The following is a 22,766-nucleotide window of genomic DNA, read 5'->3' on the forward strand; positions in this document are numbered from 1 at the left end:
CCCGCCCACCACCAGACCCACCGTCGCAGCCGAACCTCCCACCAGCTCCACCGTTCCGGCCGAACGTCCGAGTAGTCCCGCCCTTCCGGCCGAACGTCCGAGCAGTCCTGTCCTCCCGGCCGAACGGGCCGCCGGTCCCGCCGTCCCGGCTGAGCGGTCCGGTTTGGGTGGCGTGACGGAGCGGTCGGCGGCCGGGGCCGGGACTCCGCACGATCTTCCCCGGGCTTCGGCGCTCCCGGCCACCGTCCCGGCCGTCACCGCGGTTCCGCACGTCACGGAGTCGTCCGAGCAGCCCACCGACCAGCGGGACGGTGCCGGGCCGGGCCCGGCGAAGGACGTCCAGGACAAGGCTGCCGAGCCGTCCACGCGCCGCGACCAGGTCGCACCGGCCGTGCCGGATCAGCGGACGTCCACGGCCTCCCACACGTCCCCCGACCGGACCGTGCCGCCGGTGGTCCACGGCCCGGCCGCCGCTCCCGAGCCGCAGGCCGTCGCGGAACTCATGGCCACGCCGGCCGCCCGGTCCAGGGCGCTGCCCGCCGGCCCTGGCCCGGCCGGGTCGCCACCGGAGCGGGTGATGAGGCTGCTCAGCCAGGACGGCGCGTACGACCCGATCAGCGTCCCCGCCTGGAACGCCTCCGACAGGGCGGCCGTGGAGCGGCTGATGGACACGATGCGCTCCCCGACGAAGGACCTGCTCGGCGCGGCGGGCAGGAGCGGGCTGCTGCGGGGGATGGGCGACCCCGGCCACCTCCTGGTCCACACCGAGTACCAGGCCATGGGCAGGACCATGCGATCCTGGTCGGCGGTCGAGCGCGGCGACCTGCCGGCCTTCCTGCGCGGCTCCGACGGGGTCATCGGCGAGCGCCGGGTCCTGCGGGAGCTGCCGTTCGACTCGCCCGAGGCGCTGGGCACGGCACGGCGGCTGGCCGTCGAGGGCCTGCTCAAGACGTGGGGCTACGGCGCGGGCGAACTGCTGCCGGCGCGCATGGCCATGAACATGGCCGCGCTCGACGAGTTCGGCCTGACGAACGTCGTGGACCTGCAGACGTACGGCGACTCCAGCCGCGCCAGGACCGCCGCCAGGAGCTACGCCCGCGACGGGGAGGTGCTGCGCGACTTCCTGCGCGTCCAGTACGCGCAGACCCAGCACGAGCTGAGCCGCCACGGCATCGAGGAACTCGTGCTGTACCGCGGCGTGGCGTTCGAGGTGGGGCGCACCATACCGGTCCTGGCCGGCGCCGCGACCGGTGACGTGGTGACGGCCCCGCCGGCGCTGCCGCTGCAGTCCTGGAGCGCCCTGACGGGGGTCGCCAGGCGGTACACCGGTCTCGCGGACGGGGCGGTCATGGCGGGCGTCTTCCCGGCCTCGCGGGTGCTGGCCACTCCGTGGACGGGCATGGGTCAGCTTCCCCTGCACGAGTTCGTCCTGCTGGCCGCGCCCGGCGAGGTCACCGTGCAGCGGCCCCCGCACGTCAGCGACACCAGGGGCGGCTCGTCGCATTCCGACCTCCCGCGCGGCTGGCGGCTCAGGCAGGACACCGACTCCTGGACGCAGTGCGATCAAGGGCATCGGCACTGGGGGACCGAGGGCGCGGCGGGCCTGCTGCCCTTCCACCGTGATCTCGATGGCGAGGTTCACTTCCTCCTGCACCTGCGTTCCCCCGACACGCACCACGGGGGAACGTGGGGGCCGGTCGGCGGCGCGCGTCACGCCGGTGAGCAGCCCGTCGTGACCGCGTTCCGCGAGGGGGGAGAGGAGGTGCGGCTGAAGCGGGACGACCTGACGGAGCGCGCGGTCCATCACGACGATCACGGCGGCTGGGCGTTCGACACCGTCATCGTCGAGGCGCGCTCCCGGGCCGAGGTGTGGCCCGGATCCACGGAGTCCATCGACACCGCGTGGGTGCCGCTGCGGGAGCTGGAGAGCCTCAACCTGCATCCCGACTTCGCCAGGGCCCTGCCCGAGATCCGTTCGCTGGTGGACCGCCTCCCGGCGGACTCCGGCACCGGCCCGCCCGCCGCATCGGCCGCCCCGGAGGCCGCCGGGCCGAGGCCCGCCGCGCCGGAGCCTCCCGCTCGGGAGCGGACCGCCGTCGCGGAGGCCACGGCCCCGGAGGGGACCGCTGTCCCGGGGACGAGGGCGAGGGCCGAGGTGGGCGAGCAGCGTCGGGCGCCCATGCCCGCGGTGCCCGGCGCCCGCGACACCATGCTCACCGACGGGTACTCCGCGATAGCGGATCCCCGACCGCGCAACTTCGCCGAGGCCGCGGCCATCGTCCACCGCTGGGCGCCGGACGGAGGGGGCCGCCACGAGGCCGGCGGCGACGGCGCGCCGAACCGGATCGAACGGCTGCTCAACGGTCACGGGACGGACGCCGTCCCGCCCGGCCGGGATCCCCTGGAGCACGGCCGGGACCTGATACGGCAGTTGCCCGTCGAGAACGGCGGCGACGCGATGGCCGAGACGCTGGCCGCGATGAGCGCGAGCCTGCGCGCCGAGAACCCGCGAAGGGCCATCTGCGACCTGGCGATGCAGCTCTTCGGCGCGCGCCAGGACGTGGACGCCCTGGTCGCGCTGCACCAGGACGCGGAACGGCGGGGCCTGGCCCCCTGGGCCGCCCGCGACCGCGCCGACCTGGCCGACGTGCTCACCAGGGCCATGCAGCAGGATCATCATCGCTGGCTCGGGTACCAGCACCGTGCCCTGCTGCCGGCCTCGACCGAGGCGCAGGCGCGGGTGGCCGGGCTCCTGGTCGAGATGATGGGGCCGCTGGTCACCCGGAGCACGGTCAGCGCGTTCACCGGGCCGCTGCTCAGGTCCGCCGGCCTCCAGAGCGTGGAGCAGTTGCTCCCGCTCGTACGGGCGGCGCACGACCATGGTCACCTGCGGCAGGGTACGACCGGGAGCGACGCCTTCCACACGGCCATGCAGGGGTTCCGGCAGATGGACCCGCTGCTGTGGGACGGCCTGCTGGTGGCCGAGAAGTACCTCCTGCCGGGGGTCGGCGACCAGGACGCCCGGCTGCTCGCGTCCCTGCAGGACGTCGTCGCGCACCCGGAGACGGGCATGGGGCGGCGGGTCGTCCTGCCGCTGGAGCGCCTGGCGGACGCGGTCGGCCAGGCGGGCTCGGTCGAGCAGCTCGTCCGCCTGGCCGGGGACGCGCGGGCGCACGGCGCCGACCTGGCGCGGGCGCCGGGCGTCCGCGAGCTGGTCGACCTGCTGACCGCCCACCGGGCGCGGGACCCGCATCTGTGGGACGGGCTGAGGCTGGCCAAAGAGTACGGCGTCGCGCGTGTCGGAGACGCCGAGGCGCGCGCCCTGGCCCGGCTCGCCGAGATCACCGGGCCTGGGCCGTCCTCCCGGATATGGGTGTTCGACCCGCTGCGCCGCCTGGCCGACGACGCGGGGCTCGGCCCTTCGGTGACGGAGCTGGTCCGGCGCGCGGCCGAGGCCGGACGGGACGGCTTCGACCTCTTCGGCCCGGTCGACCGGCGGCAGGTGCTCGACGCGCTGAGACCGCCCCGGCCCGCGGGCCAGGCGCCGGACCCGCGCGCTGGCGTCGGGCAGGTGCTCGACGCGCTGGGTCCGCCCGGGGGCCGGGCGCCGGATCCGCGTGCGGGCGTCGGGCAGGTGCTCGACGCGCTGGGTCCGCCCCGGCCCGGCGGCGGGGCGCCGGATCCGCGCGCCGGCGTGCCAGGTCCGCACGACCTGTCGCCTTCGGCCGTGCGGGAGGCCAGGGAGGAGGCGGGCCGGGCACACGCGCAGGCGAGCCACGAGTACCGCCGGGCCCACTCGCCCCTGCGCCGCTCCCTGTCGACGATCATGGGGGCCGACCCGCAGCGGGCGCTGGAGCGGCGGCTGACCAGCTCGCTGGAGTCGCGCGTCCAGGCGTGGCAGCGCTGGCCGGACGCCCCCGAGGTGTCCTTCACCCGCGACTTCGGCGCGTTCAGTGACGCCTACGGCCGGGCGGTCGAGCGCGGCCTCCAAGGCGAGGCCGTGATCCCCTACCTGTACGACGACGCCACCGCCGCCCTGGCGGCCCGTGACGGCGGGCGCGGGTTCGGCCTGGAGATCGAGTTCGACCTGCCGGGCGGCGTCATGACCGACGACGCGCTGGCCATCCCCCGCGCGCTGCACGAGGCGGGCCTGACCGCCGACGCCACCGTGCACTCCTACCACGCCTCCAAGGACAGGGGCTACCGTTCGGGCGACCACGGCGGGCGCGGCCTGTGGCGGCTGGAGAAGGACCGCTCGGTGATCGGCGAGCTGGTCTCGCCCATCCTGTACGACGAGCCGGAGACGTGGCAGAACCTCCGCCTGGCCTGCGAGATCATCCGGGCGCACGGCGGCACGGCCACCGTCAGGACCGGCGGGCACATCCACGTGAGCACGCACGACTACGACCACCTCGTGGCCAACTACACCAGCGTGCTGAACTACGTGGGCCACCACACCGACACGCTCTACCGGCTCGGGCACAACCCGGAGAACAAGAGCCATCGCGGGCAGAAGTGGTGCCACCCCAGCGCGCCGCCCGCCGCGGACTACCGTTCGATCGCGGCCGTGCAAGGCTTGCACGGCCGCGAGACGGCGGTGAACACGTTCGGCGTGACGGGCGAGAAGGCGGACCACGTCGAGTTCCGGATGTGGGACGGCTCGCTCGATCCCGCGGTGATCCAGTCGCAGGTGAAGGTGTCGCTCGCGCTGGTCGAGGCCGCGTTCCGCAACGCGACCCTGGACACGCCGCCCAACGGCGGCCGGCACGACGCCCTGGGCGCCCACGCGGACCTTCGCCGCCTCGGCTCCGCGGCCGACACCACCGAGGCGGGCAGCCTCTCCTTCCGGCTGCTGATGGACGAGATCTTCTGGCGGGCCCGCGACAAGGAGCAGCTCACCGCCCTGTACGCGGTCACCCGCTGGGCCACCGCCGACGAACAGCCGCAGAACGGGACACCGGGCCGATGACGATGATCATCCGTAATCTCTCGGCGGCGGAGCCGCCGCCCGCCGCGCCGGTCAACGCGCAGGGCCGGCCCTACCGCTACGAGATGATCCACGCGGGCGGCGCCCTCCGGGGCTACGCCGACGAGCCGGCCGAACTCGTCGGGATGCTCGTCCCCGGCTACACCGGGCTCGGCGCCGACGACGAACGGGCCGCGGCCCGGGTCCTTCTCGCCCTGGACACGCAGGTCAGGTTGCAGGCCCAGCTCGCGGCCGGGCGGCTCGGCGCATGCGGGGAGGCCGAACGCGCCGTGCTGCTCGGCGGCCGGCACGAGCCACCGAGCCCCGCCCACTGGACGGCCCCGGTGCCGCTCGTCCTGGTCGCGTCCTTCTACCGGCCCGCCGGAACGTTGCCGAGGCCGTCGGGGCCCGCCGAACTCCAGGTCTGGCTCGACCCGGCCGACGACTGGACCCTGCTGACCAGCCTGCACACGGCCGGCGTGATCACGGTGGGAGCCCGCGACACACCCTGACCCCTCGCGCGCCCAGGCGGCAAGCGAGCCCCGGCTCCCGACCCTCATCGAACCGCACCGCGCTCCTGGAGCGGCGCGCCACGGTTCCCGGCGCGGTCGGTGTCGTGCCCGGACCCGACGGCCAGGTCCCGTTCGATGACGGACTTCGGGTAGATCAACCGCAGCAGCGGCCCCGAACGCGGCCGTCCAGCCCCACCCTGGCGTCCAAGTGCTGACCGTCCCCGGTTGCACGCTGCCTGACCGAACGCGCCGACTTGGCCGAGATGCCGGCCGCCGCCACGGCCCGGTCCGACCACTGCGGATATGCCCGGATGAATCGTTCGGCGGCGGCCTCGCGATCCTGCCAGGAAAGCGGGAGGCCGTGCGCGATGTTCGCCTTGACACTTCGCAGGAAAGATGCTTCGTCGTCGCCGTCGAAGAACTGGACCTCGATGAGCAACTCACCCCGTAGTCGCGCCGCCTGAACGCGGTGCATACCATCGATAATCCTCATGGTGCCGCGCTGGACCAGCACCGGGGGAAGACTGCAGATGCTGTGAAGGGCCCTTTCTCATTCGTTCATCCGCGCCGGCGGCGGGATCGCTGTCATATCGACCGCCGCCTTACCGTTTGCAGGACCGCTTTTGAGACGGCACCGAAACGCCAATGCGGCTGGTTCTCGCCGGCGAAACGTAGTCTGCCGGCATATGCGGTGAGACAGCAGTCGGACCAGCGCGGTGGCCGGCTGTCGTGCGCCGCGGCGCACGACAGCGAGGTTCGCGATGATCTGGAGACGCGGCGCCGGCCGGGCGCGTCGGCTGCCCGAGTGCACATCTGACTGCCGGCCAAAGAGCGGAGTGCGGCAGCGATGGGTGGCGGCGAGTGCCGCCGTCGGCGGTGCGCTGCTGGCATCGGCGTGTGGTGCCGCCCTGCTGATGCGCGACGGGCAGGCGGATTGGCCGGCTCCTCTGGCGACCGTCACCGGCACCGTCAGCCTTCCCTCTTGGGCGACCATGACCGCGCCCGCCGGGGCGCATGTTCAGCGAATAGCCGAGTTCTGGGTGAATCTCCCCTCGCCGGGGGCCGGCCCGCAAGTGCCTCGGCAGGTGACGAAGCCTGCTGAGCACAATCCCAGCGTATGGGGCAGCCCCACCGATGGAGGGCGGAGGGACGTCGATCGGGTCCCCGCGCCCTTGCTCGCGTCCAGCGACCGTTCCTGGCCGCAGCCGCCCGCGCTCAGCATGGGCGAGCAGTTGGACCATTACCGATTCTATTTCTATGGCCCGAATCCGACGAACTCGGCCGCCCCGCAGGCGACCCGCTGGCTCATCTACAAAGGGCCCTACTATCCGGGCACCATTCCGCACGCCTGTCAGCCCACGCACACGGCGTACATGAGCCCGCCGTACGGTCCGACTCCGCCGCCGATTTCCCAGCGGCCCGCCATCTTCCCCACGGCCACCTACAGTCCGGCTCGCTTCTTCGAGTTCGACGTGCGGGTGTACCCGCCTACCGGCTCGGCCGACGTGAAAGACTTCAGGCCGCCCCGGGGGGCGGAGCGTTTCGTCTTCGACAGTTACACGAAAAAGGCGTGGTACACGCCGGACCACTACTGCCATTTCTATCCGAACCCTTTCCCGTGATGCAGGCAAGGAGCCGCGTGCCACTCGAAGAACATGCGGACATCACCTTCAAGAAAGGCGGCATCAAACTGCAGGTCGTCGCTCGGGAGGGTACGTACATCCGGCAGAGCGGTTCCGCCCGGGACATCTCTCTGGCCCATTTCGCCCTCTGGGTGAAGGATCAGATGAACGGCAACGACCTGCCCGTGGAGTTCGGCGGCGGTGATGTCGTCATCACCTACCTCAACGCGCTGATCGTGGTGCGGCCGGGCGGCACCGAGTACAGCTTCGAGGCGGCCGTCGACCTCGCGTTCGACGGCGTGCCCGCGTCCCTGACGGGACTCGCCGTCTCCTACCGCAGCGACGACAAGAGCTTCACGCTCGCGGCCACGGTCCGGGTGCGGATGAGCGGGGAAAAGGGAGCACCCGCTGAAGAGCTGACCGGCAGGCTGCACAAGGACACGCAGGGCTGGACGCTCGAGGCGGGCTGGCATGCCGAGGAGGCGGGCGGCGTCAGCGTGGCCGAACTCGCGAGCGCATTCGGGATCGGCTGAGCCACGCGACACCACGCTGCGATGACATCGAGGACGTGTCGCCTTTGCGGATGCCGGGTGTTTGCGAACTCGAGAGTTCGTGATGGTGACGGGGCGGGGAGGAAAGCGCCGGAATCTGGTGGGGTGAAGGCATGGTGGATTGTCCGGACGCGGTGTTCGCGTTTCGCGGTGAAGACGAACTGCCGTATGTCTACCTGTTCTTCGGCGCGATGATGCGGCGTATGTTCCAGGATCCGGACAGCGGAGAAGCGCATACCGATTACAAGGACCGGAACGGTGACTCTCAGCCGGCGGACACGTACGCGGTGCCGTACGGGACGTTCTGGCCACACCTCGACGAGAAGCTGGGACCGGGTCCGGTGGACTGCTACCTGAAGCCGGCAGGAAAGGTCCAGGTGCACGGGCTGACGAAGACGGCCACGGGCTTCACGAAGGTGTCGTGGCATCCGCAGCGGAACATCGAGCCGGAGTGCGAGAACGGCGTCCTGCAGCAGCCGGAGCTGGCAACCGTGTCGGGAATGTGCGAGACCGAGCATCCCGATCACGTGCTGCTGTTCGGAACGTCAGGCGGCAAGCCGGTGTACTGGGTCTGGAACCTGAACGATCCCGACGTCATCCACGCTCCGGTGGCACTGCCACAGGGGCAGGGCCAGGTGCAGGCGGCGTTCCTGGGGTACGACAGGCCCAAGAATTCGAAGATCCCGATCACCCGGCTGTACTCGAGGACGGACGGCGGATTCACCGAGACCGCCTACACGATCACGACGACGGCCAAGGGACATCAGTTCGTCCAGCAGCCCGGGGCGGCGCGGTTCCTGTCGGCGGGGGGGAGCTGATCGTGCCGAATCCGGGGGAGGGGCTGCCCGACGGGATCGTCCCGGCGCTGACGCAGGCGAGCCTGGTGATCCGGTTCCCGTCCGGCAAGAAGCCGGTCGAGCTGGGGATGCGGCTGGGCGGCGAACTGGCCGGGCGGGCGTGGACGGTGGGGCTGGCCAGCGCGGTTCCCCAGACCGGCGGCAAGCGGGCCACGCTGGTGGTGGCGGGTGTGCGGGTGGAGGCGGGGTTCGGGCCACGGATTCCCGAGAACCTGGCCAAGGTCCGCGCGCTGGGACTGATCGCCCACACCGGCGAGGTCGCGGCCGGCGAGGCGAAGGCCCTGCTGGCGCTGGTGCCCGGGGATCCCGCAGGGTTTCCGGCCCCGGACGCGCAGGCGCTGGCGGGCAAGGTCGCCGCCGGCATCGAGGTGGAGCTCGACGGCGCCTCCCGAGGGGTGTGGGCGGCGCTGGACGGCGGCACGAAGGACAAGAAGAGCAAGAAGCCCGCGCCGGTGACCGGCGGGCCGGGCGGCGCGGACGTCTCGGCGACGGGTTGGGTGGAGATCGACAAGGAAGTGGGACCGCTCCGGCTACGCCGGCTGGGAGTGGGGTTCGGCGGCGACCGCCTGCGGCTGATGGCCGACGCGTCGGTGAGCCTGGGCGGCCTGGTGTTCGACGCGGTGGGCCTCGGGCTGGCGGTGGAGCTGAAGTCCTACGCCGTTGAGGCCACCCTGGACGGGCTGGGGCTGGCCTGGCGAGCGGACCCGGTGTACATCGCCGGCGCGCTGGTCCGCGACAGTCATCCGCCCAAACCGGTGCGGCTGCTGGTCGGCGGGCTGCTGGTGGTCAAGACGCCGCAGATCACGTTCTCGGCCGCGGGGATGTACGCCGAACTGGAGTCGGGGGCGGCGTCGGTGTTCGTGATCGGGGAGGTGGCCGGGCTGCGGATCCCGGTCGGCCCCGTGGAGATCACCGGGGTACTGGGCGGATTCGGCTACAACTCCCACCTGGCGATCCCGGACAACCCTGAGCAGGTGGCGACGTTCCCGCTGGTGGCCGGACTCGCCGATTCGGGGGTGATCTCCGCGGACGAGGGGCCCGCGAAGGCGCTGGAGAAGCTGGAGAAGCTGATCAGCCCCGCGCGCGGGGAGATCTGGCTCGCGGCCGGGCTCGAGTTCACGGTATTCGAGCTGGTCAAGGCCAACGTAGTCGTGGGGGTGGCGGTCGCTCCCAACGATCTGACGATCGCGGTGCTGGGGGTCGCACGCGCGCAGTTTCCCCTCAAGGGCACCGCCTACGTGAAGGCGACGCTCGGGCTGCGCGCCATCTACCGCAAGTCGACCGGGGAGCTGTCGGTTCGCGGGGCCCTCGACCCGGGCGAGTCGTACCTGATCGATCCCGGCTGCCGGCTGATGGGCGGGTTCGCGGTGGCCACCTGGGTGGAGCCGTCGAAGCATGCCGGCGACTTCGTGATCACGATGGGCGGCTACCTGCCCGGCTACGCCGTGCCGGAGCACTACCCCAAGGTGGCTGCGATCGGCTTCGACTGGCAGGTGGACGACTCGCTGACCATGACGGGCGGCTGCTACGCGGCGGTGACGCCCCGCATGCTGATGGTGGGCGGACGCCTGAAGGTCGCCTACAGCAGCGACGTGGTCGACGCGTCACTGGAAGCCCATGTCAACGCCCTGATCCAATGGGATCCGTTCTATTTCATGGTCGACATCGGGATCAGCGTCCGTGTCGTCGTGCATCTGGCCATCATTCCCGACCTGAACCTGCACGTGTCCCTGACGGTGTGGGGTCCGCCCACCGGCGGCACGGCCACACTGGAGCTGCCGCTCATTCCCGACATCACCCTTCACTTCGGCGCCGACAGACCGTCCAAGCCCGACTATCTGGACTGGGCACAGTTCCATCAGCGCATTCTCGGTAACCAGAAGCTGCAGGTCGTACCCGTCGAGGGCATGCTGCTTGAGCAGGCCGCCACCGACGCCGAGGCGAAGGTGCCGCGGGTGAACGCGCATGGGTTCGCCGTGATCGCCCGCTCACCCGTCCCGTGCACCGCGATCAGCACGCAGAAGGTGGGGGCCGGAGCCGGGGCGCAGCTTCAGGGCGCCGGCACGATCTCGATCCGGCCGATGGGCGTCTCAGGCGCGGCTTCCGCCGCCACGCTGTCGGTCGCGCACACGCCCCTGGGGTCAACGACGGCCTCGCCGGTGGACGTGTCCAAGTGGCGGCTCGAACCTGTCCGTCAGAACATCCCGGTCAGCGTATGGGATACGCCCCTGAAGACGGCCGATGAGCAGGTACGCCCGGGCCAGGAACTCCTGCGTGACCAGTTGATGGGGGCGACGCTCACCGTTCCCGCCCCCACCGCGGGGGATCAGCTCGGCCCCATGCCCAAGAGCCGGCTGGAGTACGAGGGCGAGGACGCGGGCTTGCTGCCGCTGAGCGGCACGAAAGCCGACCAGCAGCAGATCACTGCCGGGAACGGCCGCCAGGAGGTGCGCCAGGGGCTGCAGGCGGCCGGCGCTCAGCGGGCGGCGCTCTGCGATGAGCTGGCGCGCCTGGGGCTGCGGCCGGGTGACCCGCAGGCGCCACCGGTGGACGCGCTCGGCGAGTACGGGAGCCGGGCGTGGTCGTATCTGGACGCCGACCCGCTGATGTCCGCGGGCCCGCCGCCTGCGGCGCCTCCGCCGGTCGTCGCCGCGCGTCAGGAGGCGCTGGTATGACCACGCCCAAGGAAGCGCAGGTCTCCCTGGTCAGCAGCTACGTCCCGGCGGTGGAGGGCGGCACCTACACGATCACCTTCGCCCAGTCCGTCGATGAGCAGGCAAAACACGTCGCCGACGTTCCCCCGGGAACGTGCACCGTGCGTGTGGACGCGCCCAGGTTCGCCCTGGACCCCACGGAGGTCGTCGCGGTGCATCCCCCGCCGGCCGGGTCCGGCAACTTCGGCAGGATCCTCCCGCACCTCGTGGCGACCAGCCGGATGCTGCCGTGGGCCAGGGACGTGCACGGCGACCCGAACGTCCCGTGGCTGGCGCTGCTGCTGCTCGCCGACGCCGAAGTGGTCGTCGACCCCGCGAGCGGGGACTCGGTCACCGCCCGTACCGCCGCCACGCTGGCGGCCGACGCGCCGCGTCCCGACAAGACGCTGTTCCCCGCGCTGCAGGTCGCGGCCGACGAGCACGCCGTGCCGTGCCGCACGATGGACGTCCGCCTCGACGCCCTCACCGGCGTGATGCCGGCCCGTGAGGAACTGCCCTGGCTCGCGTACGTGCGCGATGTCACCGCGGGCGACGAGACGGTCGGACTCGAGCCAGGCGCGCACAGCGTCCTGATGGCCAATCGTTTTCCGCGGGCCAAGTCCCGCTACACCGCCGCCGTGGTGTCGCTGGAAGGACTCACCGGCTACACCTTCTGCGGCGGCAAGGACAAGGTGCCCGCCGGCACCGAGTTCGTCCGGCTGGTGGTGCTGTGGTCGTGGACGCTGAACTCCGACCCCGACGCCCCGGGGTACGACTTCGCGGGGCTGGCCGAGAACCTCATCAAGCAGAAGGACGACCTGCTGCGCGTATATCCGGGCCACGACGACGGCACCACCACCACGGCCTCTGCCAAGGCCCAGGTCAGTGCCCGGCTTCAGGACGGTTATGTGCCGGTCGTCCACCGGCTGCCGAGCGGGGAGCAGACTCCGGCCTGGTACCGGGGGCCGTTCACTCCCCGGCCCGCCGCACCGCTGCCCGCGGCCGTCCAGCCGTTCACCTCGGCCGACGCCGCCCTGATCTACCAGCCCGAGCAGGGCGTTTTCGACGTCAGTTACGCCTGCGCCTACACCTTGGGGCAACTGGTCGCGCTCGCGCACCCGCAGGTGCTGAAAACTCTCGGCGCTCAGCGGGAGAAGGTGCTGGCCCGGTTGCGCGGCTGGCTGGCGGAGACCGGAGCCGACCCGGCCCGCTCCGCACGATGGCTGGTCAGCCCGGCACTTGAGGCCGGCTCCACCACACGTCAGAAACTGGACAGTCTGCTGAGCTGCGGCCTGGCGGGCCGCATCACGACCCTGCTGAACTCCGGCGGCGGCGGGCAGGACGGCCATCACACCCCCGCCGCCGAAGTCGGCCCGGGGCTCGCCGCGGTCATCGCGCGCATGAGCGCGGTCGGCGGCAGCGTACGCGAGGGCGACGGCGACCCCGTCGCCGCGTTCGCGCGGGCGGTCGTGGACCAGACGACGGCCGGTCACGACCAGGAGTTGGCGCGGGTGCTCGCCCACGCCGACGGCTGGCTGGGGCAGGTGCCGTTCGGGCATCTGGTCGCCCACCAGGAGATGTTGCCTCCCGAAAGCGTACGGTTCTTCTTCGTCGACAAGCAGTGGATCGACGCCTTGGGCGCGGGCGCGTGCTCCGTCGGCGCGATCACCTCGCTGGACCACAAGCTGGGCGGGGGAGCGAGCACCCCGTACACGGCGGGCTGCCTGCTTCGCTCGGCGCTGATCCGCGACTGGCCGAAACTGAGCGTCGAGGTCACCGAGCCCGACGACGTCGATTCCGCGAGCTTCCACGTGCACGCCTCCCACCCGCTGCCGGACGTGCTGCAACTGTTGTTCACCCACATCCCCGGACGGATCCTCCTGCGCGAGCCGCCGCACGGGGTGAGCATCGGCATCGACACCCTCAACAACGGCGGCGAGCTGGGGTTGCGTGCCCCTTGTTCCTTCGTCGCGGAGGACGGCACCATCCAGCCGGTGGGGAAAGGGTTGACCAACGCCATGGTGTCCCTGACCGGATGCATGAAGGGACCCGGCGCCGACGTGCTGCGCATGACCGGCGACAAAACCGACTGCCTCACGGCGCGGGTGAAAGCCAAACTCGCCGAGCAGAAGACCAAGGACGGCAAGCCCTTGCAGCACACCCTGACTCCGGCGTCGCTGGCCCTGCAACTGCTCAACGGCGCCGGCCGCCTCGTCTTCACCCCGAACCCGGCGAACAAGTGAAAGAGATCCGGCCATGACCGACCCGAACGTGGTGATCGTGCCGATCCGCGTCGACGCCCTGATGGTCAACCACGCGGTCGCCCAGGACTCCTTCTACCGGGCTCCGCTGAACTTCAGGAACGACTTCACCGATCCCGAGCCCGAGCCGTTGCTCCAGCCCGCGTTCACGTTCGGCAAGCAGGGGGGCATGCACCTGCACTGGCACCTGCCCCGCGCTCTGGGCCACGGCCGCGTCGCCACGGACACGGGCGGGCGGATCCGCTTCCCCAAGGTGCCCAACCGCTGGCTGGTGCTGCGCTACCACCACCCCGGCCAGCGGCCTTTCACCGATGCTCCCGACGCCGCCGGCTGGCTGGTCCACAGCGACCACCTGGCCGGCGACAACAAGAGCGCGACCTCCTGCGTCGGCCCCGAACTCTGGATGGGGCGCAACATCGACCTCGCCACCACCCCCTGGAAGGAGAGCGCGTCCAGCCCGCCCGCCCAGCACGGATTCGACTGGCCGCTGACCGTGCTCGGCCCGGGTCTGCCGAACTTCGCCGCGTTCCAGCCCTATTGCCGGGACGTGTTCTCCCTGCACGATCCTCTCGCCGGCACCGGCGCCAAGCCCGCCACTCTGGAGGCGGGACCGCTGAGCTACCTGGTGGTGGGCTGGCACGCCGACGGCGAGCATGACGTACTCCACCAAGGCGAGATCGACGCGGTGCTCGCCTTCTTCGGCACCCCCGAGCCCGAGCGGCACTCCGGAACCGCCCTCGAAGTGTTCGGCTGGCACCTGGACGGCGGCGACCCGGAGACGGTGACGCGCTCGCTCTACGCCGGGACCGTACTGGCCGTGGACTGGAACCCCGACCCCAAACGCCCGGCGCCGGCAGCCCCGGGCTATCCGGTCAACCCGGACGCGGTGAAGATCGCCATCGGGCACGACGCGGCCGACGCCACCGCCGCGCTGCTCGAACAGAACATGCCCGGCACGCTTGACGGTTTCGGGACGGTACGCAACAACGAGGCCGCCGACCTGCTCCACGCCTTCCAGATCGGCCACCTGGAAACGCTGGAAAGGGCCGCCACCGACGCGGGACGGGCTGAGCTGCTGGGCTCGCTGACGCACCGCCTCTGGTTCAAACCCACCCCCGGGGGCACGCAGTGGCGAGCACACGGCCCGGGCGGCGACCACCCGGCTGAACCGCCGAAGGCGACTCGCGGCGCGCTGGCCACGCTCAACCAGGCCCAGAACACCTGCGACCAGGCCGCGCTGGAGGCCACCGCGCAACAACGCATCGTCCACGAGCTGTGGTGGCTGTCCAACACCAGCAAGGTGTCGGTCGGCGAAGACCTGACCCGCGCCACCCAGAAACTCGCCGACCTCGCCAAGCGGCTCAAGGAAGCGCTGACCGGACGTGACAGGGCCAAAGACGAAGCGATCAAGGTCCTGCCCAAGGACTGGCACCTCAAGAACGTGCCCCGGCCACCCTTCAACCAGGCCGCCGACCCCGTCGTGCTGGTCCGCGGCGCCGGCACCGCCGAAGACATCACTCGTGACCTGCCCTGCCGCACACCCGACCAGATCATCGGCTCCGCGACCGTGAAACCCGCCACCACGATCACGCCACCCGCGAATCCGCCCGTGCCCGCCCAGTGGCCATCGGTGATCGCCGGCCTGCCCGAAGACCTGAAGCCGCTGCCGGGCAAGCTGGCCGCCGAGCTGTACGTCCTGCACGCCGCCGCATGCCTCCTGCGCGCCGGCGGCAAGGACCCGCTCGACGACACCCACCTGCTGGTGCAGGCACCCGGGAAACCGGCCGCGTACACGGCCTACTGGCAGCAGCCGTGGACGCCGCTGATGGTGCAGTGGATGGCCAAATGCCTCCCTCTGCCGTACCAGTTGCCCGACCAGGGCGCCGAGTCCTGCTGGACCTTCGACGGGTCCGGTCGCCACCTGCGCTCCGACGGCGGCGCCGACGCCGTCAAGCAGGCCCTCAAAAAGATCAAACCGTACGACCTCAAAGGCCGATCCCTGCTCAGCAACGTGCCGGGCGTCACCCTCGCCCGTCAGGTCGACGCCTATCAGCGCACCCTGCCCGAGGACTCGCCCGGCTTCCGCGACCTGCGCGACCAGACCGGCAAGTGGGACCTGACCTGCCAGACCGTCACCGGACTGTCGGCTCTGCTGATCCGCCGCCGCCCCGGCGTCACCTTGGCCGAACCTCCCCTGGGACTCCAGCGTCACGCCGCCGAGGTTCCCGACCCGTCGCTGCCGTTCTGCCAGCCCGTCACGGCGGCGCACTTCGCGCTGGACAGGCTGGCGGTCGTGGACACCTTCGGGCGCGCCGTCGAGGTCATCCGCACTTCCGGCCATGAGCACAACAACCTGTCGTACCGGCCTGTCCGCTCACGTGACATGACCCCCGCCTACACCGTCAGCGACGACTACACCTACCGCTACGCCGAACTGCCACCACGCCTGCCGCAACCGATCCGGCTCACCATGGCCCCCTTGTCCCGCACCGCCACCACCTGCGATCCGACGACCGTCATGGACGCGGCCACCCGCGACCGCGTCGTCGACACCCTCGCCGACCCCTTCCTGCGCGACGACACCCCGGTCTGCGGCTGGCTGGTCGTACGCGGCAACCCCGGCGGCCGGCCCCGCTGGCGGCTCGGCGTGTACGGCCCGCACGGCGAACCGCTGGGCGAGATCCGCCGCATCGGGCCCGACCACGACCCGAAGAACACCACGACTCCCGATCGCCGCGCCGTCACCTGGCAGGCCTTGCCCGGTTCCGCCGTCGCCACCCCGGCACACCTGTGGGAGGCGACCTTCACCGCCGCCTACCCCGGCCTGGCCGGCTTCCTGCACGCCCTGGTCGACGTCGACGCCGACTCCATCGCCGCCGGCGCCGGCAAGGCCACCGGCAAGGCCGACGCCCTGACCGACCTGGCCGCCACCATCGACGCGAGCCTCCTGCACACCGGCGGAGCCCACCCCGCGACGGGTAACCGCATCGGCGCCGCCCTCGCCGCGGGGCGCGCCCTGGCGCTGGTCCGCGCCCGCGTCACTCTCGAACTCGACGGCCCGCCCCGCTTCGACCCCGCCCAGCCTGACAAGCCCGGCGATCCCGGCTATGAGCAGCGCCGCTGGCCGGTCCGGCTCGGTTTCGCCGCCGACCTGGCCGACGGCCTGATCGGCTACTACACCGCCCCATCGGCCGGCACACCCCTGGCCGGCGCGGCCGACTACAGCCGCCTGCACGCCGTGCACCTGCCCGCCACCACGTCCTCGTCGTACCTCACCGCCATCGGCACCGGCGCCGGCCTCACCGTGGCCGCCCGCCCGGCCGGTCTCACCGTCGACCCGGACGCCGCCGCCTACGTCACCCTGCTGATGGACCCGTTCACCGCCGTGCACGCCCACACCGGCATCCACCCGGTGATCGACCTCCGGCTACCCCTCGCCGCCGTCACCGACGTCCTGGACCGCCTGTCCCTGGCCGTCCCGCTCGGGCCGGCGCTCGCCCGCCTCATCCCGCCCGCCCCACCACCGGCGGGCGCCAAGGCCGCTCTGCCCGTGCTCGACCTGCCCTGCCCGGCCGCTCCGGGCCAATGGGGCTGGGCCGAACACGCCCGCCCTCCTGCCTCCAACCCCGCCGACCCCTGGGTCCACCACACGCTCACCACGACCGACAGCGATCCCCGCCTCGAACTCGGGACGCCCGACGTTCACGCCGGGTATCTCACCTACCGGAGCGGAACCCACCAATGACAGCGCCGGCATCCCGTCCCTGTGACATCGACGTCCATCCGCGCGGACTGGGCGCGCCAGGCGTGGGGGAACTCAAGGTCGTTATTTCCCCCGACCGCGACCTGCTGTGCCACGGCCTGACCCTGCATCTGCCGGGCAGCGGCGACGACCCGTCCCTGTTCAGCGACGGCGTCGCCACCTCCGGCTGGACCATCGAGCGGTCCGGCCCGGCGACCCTGCGTCTCACCCCTGCGGCCGGCCGCGTCCGGCTGACCCCTGGTACCCGGCAGGAGATCATCGTCACCGGTCTCACCCCATCGGCCACCCCCCGGCAGCAGCCGCTGGTCACCACCGCGGAACTGAGCACACCGGTCCCCACAACCGACGAGAGCGCCGAGCTCGAAGTGGTCACCGTCACCCACCAGCTCTTCTCCGGTGGTGCGGACCTGATCGTCAACTTCCAGCCGAGCTGCGGCAACGTCCATCGCTGCGAGAAGGTCTCCCTGCGCTGGGGCGGGCCCGACGACGCCGCCTACACCCTGGAGAGCGGTACGGCCACCTCCGACACGCCGGCTGCCCAGAACATCACCCCGGACTTCGACGGCCATGGCAACTGTAGCTGGACCACCCAGCCGCTCACCGCCACCACCGCCTTCCGGCTCACCGCCAGAAAGGGCGGGGACTTCAGGGCCGCGCTCACCGTGGTGGTCGTCGTCGACGGCGACATCACCGCCGGCAACCTGAGCGCCAACGGCACCGTGAAACTCCTGCAACCTCCCATCGAATGCCTCAACAAATCCGTCGAAGCCGGCAAGTGCCACGTCTCCTACCAGAAAGCGCCCACCGACGGCATCCTGACCTTCACCATCAACGCCGAGGCCCAAACCGCCGAGATGCGCATCAAGACCACCCCCGCCAAAGGGGACGCGAACCCCACGGTCATCCTCAAGGCAGCGCCCGGCACCAGGACCAGCACCGTCCTGCCCATCAGCAAAGACGCCGTCGTCGCCGTCACCCTCAGCGGAGCCCGCGCCACCGGATACGCCACCTGGTTCGCCTTCGGGAACGGCCGGCTCGTCCTTCAGCAAGACTGACCAAAGGGGAGAACGGCCATGTCCGATCCGCAGCCCGCCGTCACCGCCCACCTCGGCCTGGACTACACGGTGTACACCGACCCGTATCCGCTGGCCTTGCACGACACCGGAACCATCACCCTGAAAGCGAAGAACCGATCGGGAAAACCACTTCACTGCTCACATATCACGCTGAACGTGCCCATCGGCTCCGAAGCCGGGCAACTGACCGAACAATCCGAAGCTCTCGGCCTGAAGGACTACGACGCCGACGGCTGGGAACCCTACCGCCCCGACAGCACGTCGCCGCAGTCGACCGACATCGGCATCGCCAGCGTCAATCACACCGGCGGATCCACCCGGATCGACGACGGCGAAGAGGTCGAGTTCACCATCACCGACGTCAACGTCAACTTGACCTGCGGTTCTGCCGCCCTCACCATCGCCGAAAAACTGACCGGCACCAGCGCCAAGACGGTCGCGGCCCCCCTGCCCAAAGGACCCGCGGACTTCCAACTGCGTGACCTGCGACCGGACGAAGTCGTCGTCGAGGCCGGCCACCGCGTCGTCGTCAGCTGGTACGCCAAGAAACCCGACGCCGGCACCGCCACCTACCGCCTCCACCACGGGCTCGGCGACCCCGGTGAGAACGTCGATCATGTCATGAGCAAGGAGTACAACCTCTCCCGGGACACCGCTTTCCGCCTGGTCGGCACCTACACGCCCCCGCCACCCGGAGAGAAGATCGAGGTGGTGCTGACCACGCTGGTCAGCGTCGCCCATCCCTGGATGACCGCCCACGACCTGTCCGCGGGTCTCACGGTGGCGATGCAGGACCTGGCCGGCAACGGCGGCGGCGGCGTTCCCGGCTACAGCCGCGAGAAGACCTACACCAAACAGCAGCAGGTCCAGCTCACCGCCCTGACCGACGGCTTTCTGCTCATCACCACCGACGGCTTCGGGCAAACCACCGTCGCCGTCGCCGCCGACCTCACCAGCGCCGACAGCACGCTCAACATTCTTCACGGCACTGACCAGCACGAGAACACTCTTACTCTGCCTGTCCCCGCTGCGCAGACCATCCACATCACCACCAAACCCGACAACAACGACAAGGACTATCTCCTCGCCCTGCACTGGCATCCTCTCGGAAGAGGCGCGCTCAAACTACAGGACCAATGAGCACACCGAATCTTATGAGTGCGATGTGGCGGAATATTGGAACGGCTGTTGCCCGGCCCCGGATTGGGCTCGGCAGCTCAAGGGGATGCAGGATGTGTGACCGGTGGGCGGGCACGTGAACAACTCGATCAAGATGCGGAAAGAGGCATTCTGATGGCTGGCAAGATTCGTCTTTATCGCTGGGAAGAGACATATGTCGTGGCCTCGGACGTGAATAATCAAAAACTACGCAAAGCGGTGGTCGAAGAGCTGGTCATGGACCGTGCGCTCTCCCACGACAAAGACCCCACGTATGCAACCGAAGCGACCGGTAAGAAGGTGGAATTTCCCCTGGACAAGTCTCTGGTGTTGGATGACATCGTCAAGGTCGGTCTCGACCTGGAGACGGGCTTGGGGTATCGGTTGTTGTCCGACAAGAAAGTGTACGAGGTCGCGCTGGGGAAGAATGGGGATGCCCGAGCGGAGAAGCTCGACGACGCAAAGTATGGCTGCTGTACGTGGGCGATCGATCCGAGCGCCAGTGGCGGGTTGCTCTACTGCGGTCATGCGAACGAAGGTAAAATCACCTCGTTCGGCGCGCCGAAAAATGGAAGTAGAAAGCAGGCGCAGAAAGTAGATGTGCCGGTGGCCACCGATTGGACCAGCGGCGTCGAAGACGTCCGGGTCTACGCGGCCGCCGACGGCCGACGCGCCTATGCGCTTTCCGGGGTGGTAGGTGGTAAACGTAAGTTCGGGCTCGTCGATTTGACCAAGTCGGACTCCGACAGCGGCATTGACGTGGTCGGACGTGACAAGGTGTTCGGCACGGTGGATGTGTCGGAGTCGGTGAGCAGGATCGTGATCAGCTCCGACGACCGGTACGCACTGGTGGCCGATCGGATGTGCATCCAGCGCATCCTTCTGGAGAAGAACCTGGTTACCACCATCTCGCAGAATGAGGCGGTGCTGAGTTGGCCTGCCATCGTCGCCGTGGACGGCAAAACCTATTGTGTGTACGCAGTGCAGGAGAGCCATAAGATCGCTTTCAAGATAGTCGATCTCAGCAATCCTGAGATGCCCGCCACCTACGGTACCCCGGTGACCAATGCAGCGGAAAAGCCACCGCTCCAGCCACTCTTTCATGAGCCTGGCACGAAAAAAGTATGGGGATTTCTGAGGACCGATAAACACGCCGCGGTCATCGCATTCGAGGTCAGCGTCCCGTCGGGCTCCATCACTTTCGGCAGGCTCGGCACCGAGGTCGAGGAAGCCGAGTCGAGTCTTTCGCGTCAGACTTTCTTCGTCACCTCTTGGTAGTCGGTAGGTCATGGTCGGCAGGACGAACGCAGCCGGGATTCATCAATATCAGCAACATCGCTCATCTGAAATGGGGTAGCCGTCATGGGTTGGCAAGAAGAATGTGCAAAGAATCTGACTGACAAGAGTATTCCGGCGTGTGACGAGTTCCCGAACGCCAAGGGCCACTGTGCCGAAATGGAAAAAACAAAAATTCAACAGGAGTCGTGCCCGGGTAAGGCAGAATTCAGCCCGGTGTCAAGTCTCGTCTGCTGTCAAGAGACAGAAGACGGAAAGCCCGTCCGCTGCGTGACGGACAACTTCTATACCGCCGCGAAAGACTGCACTAATCGGGCAAAACAGGACAAAACTTGGAGCGGGGAGACGTGCTATTGCTGCTGTAGCTGTTTCGCGAGGGGGACACCGATAGCGACGCCATCTGGCAATCAGGCGATCGAGACTCTGGCCGAAGGGGCCCTCGTGCTGGCCGCGCAGCCGTCCGCCTCCGCGCCGGGGGGCTTGGTCTGGGAACCCACCAAGGTGACGTTCAGCAGCGGCACGACCCAGGGGACCAGCCCGAGCGTGGTCTACCTCGCCTTCCACGAGGACGAGGACCAGCCGCGCGACCTGATCTGCTCGACGGATCAGGTGTTCATGCTGGCCGACGGCAAGCTGATCCGGGCAGCCCGGCTGCATCGCGGAGACCGGTTGATCACCAAGGACGGTAACCCCGTCCAGATCCATACGATCGCCATCGGTGAGTACAACGGGGGAGTTCACCACATCGGCACGGCGGCCTTCGACGACCTCACCGGCCAGCACCTCATCGTCGCCGGCGGGGTCGTGGCGGGGGACTACTACCTGCAGCTCAACTTCGACCGCTTGGACGACGAGCACAAGGTGGCCGATCACGCTCAGCGTCCCGACATCTGGAGCGCCGCCTATCAGGAACAGCATGCGGTCGGAAACGATACGCAGACCAGGATGATCTTTGGATACGGGCCGGCGGATCGCCCGGACGCCGCGCTGGTCGCCCAGACCGGCCTGTTCACCGTCTACGGCGCCGGCGAGGAGCCTTACGGCGATTTGGTCGCCGCTCTGTTCACGGCTGAGCAGGCCGCGGACGTTCGGAAGAACGGGCAGCAAGTGCGGTTCAACAACCCGATCCCGCAGGACGAGGTGCAGAACATCTTTCGCCGGCTTGCCGGCTTCTACCCCGATATCGAGTTCTACCTCGACTGGGAGCGGATGGAGCCGAACGCGTACGCGGTACGCAAGTTCGGGCGGAAGTTCGTGATCGTCACCGGCGGGCTCGCCCGGCTGAAAGAGCTGAGCTACAACGGCTTGTTCCTTTGCGTCGCCCATGCGATCGCGAGATTCTCTGGAATCAAGCCGATCGGGCAGGACGGCTTTTCGGGTGCCGGCGCTGCTGACTGGGGCGCGTTCGTAGGGGTCCGGGCGAACTTCTGGTGGGCCAATACCGGACCGAAGGTACTGGACCTCTACAACGAGTACGAGTCGCTGTTCAAGCTCATCGATCCCGCTCACGCCGGCGGCGACCCCAACGACCCGATCAACCATCCTTCGGTGGAATGCCGCCTGGGGTGCGTGTCGGCTGCCATCTTCGGCGGGCCTGTGGGGGAGTGTGCGGGTGGTGACGCCCCGATCAAGGTCGCGCTGGAGGAGGCGCAAGCGACCAGCGACACGCGTATCGTGCTGACCTTGAACGAAAGGGTCACCGCTGAGTCGGCCGCCGTGACCGGCAACTACGTTCTCACTCCTGCGGCCGAGATCACCAAGGCCGAACTCGATGGGCAACCGCTACCCTGCCGCGTCACCCTGACCACTCAGCTCGACAAGGGAAAGACCTACAGCGTCAAGATCCACGGCCTCGAGTCGCTCATGTTCAGCGCCAGCGTTGACCCCGAGCACGACACCAAGCAGTTCACCAGCCCGAATTAGGGCCCCTTGCCAGTCCCCCACAGAGACAATGAACGCCAACGATCATTGCGAGTGCCATGCCACACCATTCATCACCCACGTCCCACAC

General features: G+C 69.7%; 13 protein-coding genes. 12 read left to right on the top strand and 1 reads right to left on the bottom strand.

The window, feature by feature from the left end:
- Positions 1–172: 172 nt before the first annotated feature.
- Positions 173–4,969 carry an NUDIX hydrolase gene (locus tag FAF44_RS37980; protein WP_237108203.1) on the top strand — a complete coding sequence of 1,599 codons (4,797 nt, stop codon included), beginning with the start codon at positions 173–175 and terminating at the stop codon, positions 4,967–4,969.
- Positions 4,966–5,478 carry a hypothetical protein gene (locus tag FAF44_RS37985; protein WP_237108204.1) on the top strand — a complete coding sequence of 171 codons (513 nt, stop codon included), beginning with the start codon at positions 4,966–4,968 and terminating at the stop codon, positions 5,476–5,478. The genes FAF44_RS37980 and FAF44_RS37985 overlap by 4 nt, the downstream gene beginning before the upstream one ends.
- A gap of 154 nt (positions 5,479–5,632) precedes the next feature.
- Here FAF44_RS37985 and FAF44_RS37990 read toward each other — a convergent pair whose 3' ends face one another.
- On the bottom strand, positions 5,633–5,992 hold the full coding sequence (locus FAF44_RS37990) for a hypothetical protein (protein WP_237108205.1): 360 nt from the start codon (positions 5,990–5,992) through the stop codon (positions 5,633–5,635).
- Between the two features lie 322 nt (positions 5,993–6,314).
- On the opposite strand from FAF44_RS37990, the gene FAF44_RS37995 reads away from it, so the two are divergent.
- The 10 genes from FAF44_RS37995 to FAF44_RS38040 all read left to right on the top strand — a co-directional run bounded on the left by FAF44_RS37995 (position 6,315) and on the right by FAF44_RS38040 (position 22,678).
- Complete coding sequence (locus tag FAF44_RS37995; RefSeq protein ID WP_237108206.1) at positions 6,315–7,100, top strand: hypothetical protein; 786 nt, start codon at positions 6,315–6,317, stop codon at positions 7,098–7,100.
- 17 nt (positions 7,101–7,117) lie between these two features.
- A complete protein-coding gene (locus FAF44_RS38000; protein ID WP_237108207.1) occupies positions 7,118–7,633 on the top strand; it encodes a hypothetical protein in 516 nt (171 codons plus the stop codon).
- 131 nt (positions 7,634–7,764) lie between these two features.
- Positions 7,765–8,469, top strand: a complete 705-nt coding sequence (locus FAF44_RS38005; protein WP_237108208.1) for a hypothetical protein — start codon at positions 7,765–7,767, stop codon at positions 8,467–8,469.
- A 2-nt stretch (positions 8,470–8,471) separates the two neighbouring features.
- The gene (locus FAF44_RS38010; protein ID WP_237108209.1) at positions 8,472–11,183 is read left to right on the top strand and encodes a DUF6603 domain-containing protein; all 2,712 of its coding nucleotides are present in this window, start codon (positions 8,472–8,474) and stop codon (positions 11,181–11,183) included.
- Positions 11,180–13,444: a hypothetical protein gene (locus tag FAF44_RS38015; RefSeq protein WP_237108210.1), complete on the top strand. Its 2,265-nt coding sequence runs from the start codon at positions 11,180–11,182 to the stop codon at positions 13,442–13,444. Before FAF44_RS38010 ends, FAF44_RS38015 begins: the two co-directional genes overlap by 4 nt.
- 13 nt (positions 13,445–13,457) lie before the next feature.
- The gene (locus FAF44_RS55190; RefSeq protein ID WP_272895558.1) at positions 13,458–17,207 is read left to right on the top strand and encodes a hypothetical protein; all 3,750 of its coding nucleotides are present in this window, start codon (positions 13,458–13,460) and stop codon (positions 17,205–17,207) included.
- A 62-nt stretch (positions 17,208–17,269) separates the two neighbouring features.
- Positions 17,270–18,280, top strand: a complete 1,011-nt coding sequence (locus tag FAF44_RS38025) for a hypothetical protein (protein ID WP_237108211.1) — start codon at positions 17,270–17,272, stop codon at positions 18,278–18,280.
- Positions 18,281–18,298: 18 nt separating this feature from the next.
- Positions 18,299–19,441, top strand: coding sequence for a hypothetical protein (locus FAF44_RS38030; RefSeq protein WP_237108212.1), 1,143 nt, complete (start codon positions 18,299–18,301; stop codon positions 19,439–19,441).
- A gap of 36 nt (positions 19,442–19,477) precedes the next feature.
- On the top strand, positions 19,478–20,737 hold the full coding sequence (locus FAF44_RS38035) for a hypothetical protein (protein WP_237108213.1): 1,260 nt from the start codon (positions 19,478–19,480) through the stop codon (positions 20,735–20,737).
- A gap of 459 nt (positions 20,738–21,196) precedes the next feature.
- Positions 21,197–22,678, top strand: a complete 1,482-nt coding sequence (locus FAF44_RS38040) for a hypothetical protein (RefSeq protein ID WP_368857786.1) — start codon at positions 21,197–21,199, stop codon at positions 22,676–22,678.
- The last annotated feature ends 88 nt before the right edge of the window (positions 22,679–22,766 follow it).

Origin of the sequence: Nonomuraea sp. MG754425, from assembly GCF_021699195.1 — a bacterium.
In the GTDB taxonomy this organism is placed as follows: Bacteria; Actinomycetota; Actinomycetes; order Streptosporangiales; family Streptosporangiaceae; genus Nonomuraea.

What these genes read in the sequence shown, in the direction of transcription:
- FAF44_RS37985 (WP_237108204.1), top strand. Translation starts at nt 4,966, where the DNA reads ATGACGATGATCATCCGTAATCTCTCGGCGGCGGAGCCGCCGCCCGCC.
- FAF44_RS38015 (WP_237108210.1), top strand. Translation starts at nt 11,180, where the DNA reads ATGACCACGCCCAAGGAAGCGCAGGTCTCCCTGGTCAGCAGCTACGTC.
- FAF44_RS38030 (WP_237108212.1), top strand. Translation starts at nt 18,299, where the DNA reads ATGTCCGATCCGCAGCCCGCCGTCACCGCCCACCTCGGCCTGGACTAC.
- FAF44_RS55190 (WP_272895558.1), top strand. Translation starts at nt 13,458, where the DNA reads ATGACCGACCCGAACGTGGTGATCGTGCCGATCCGCGTCGACGCCCTG.
- FAF44_RS38005 (WP_237108208.1), top strand. Translation starts at nt 7,765, where the DNA reads ATGGTGGATTGTCCGGACGCGGTGTTCGCGTTTCGCGGTGAAGACGAA.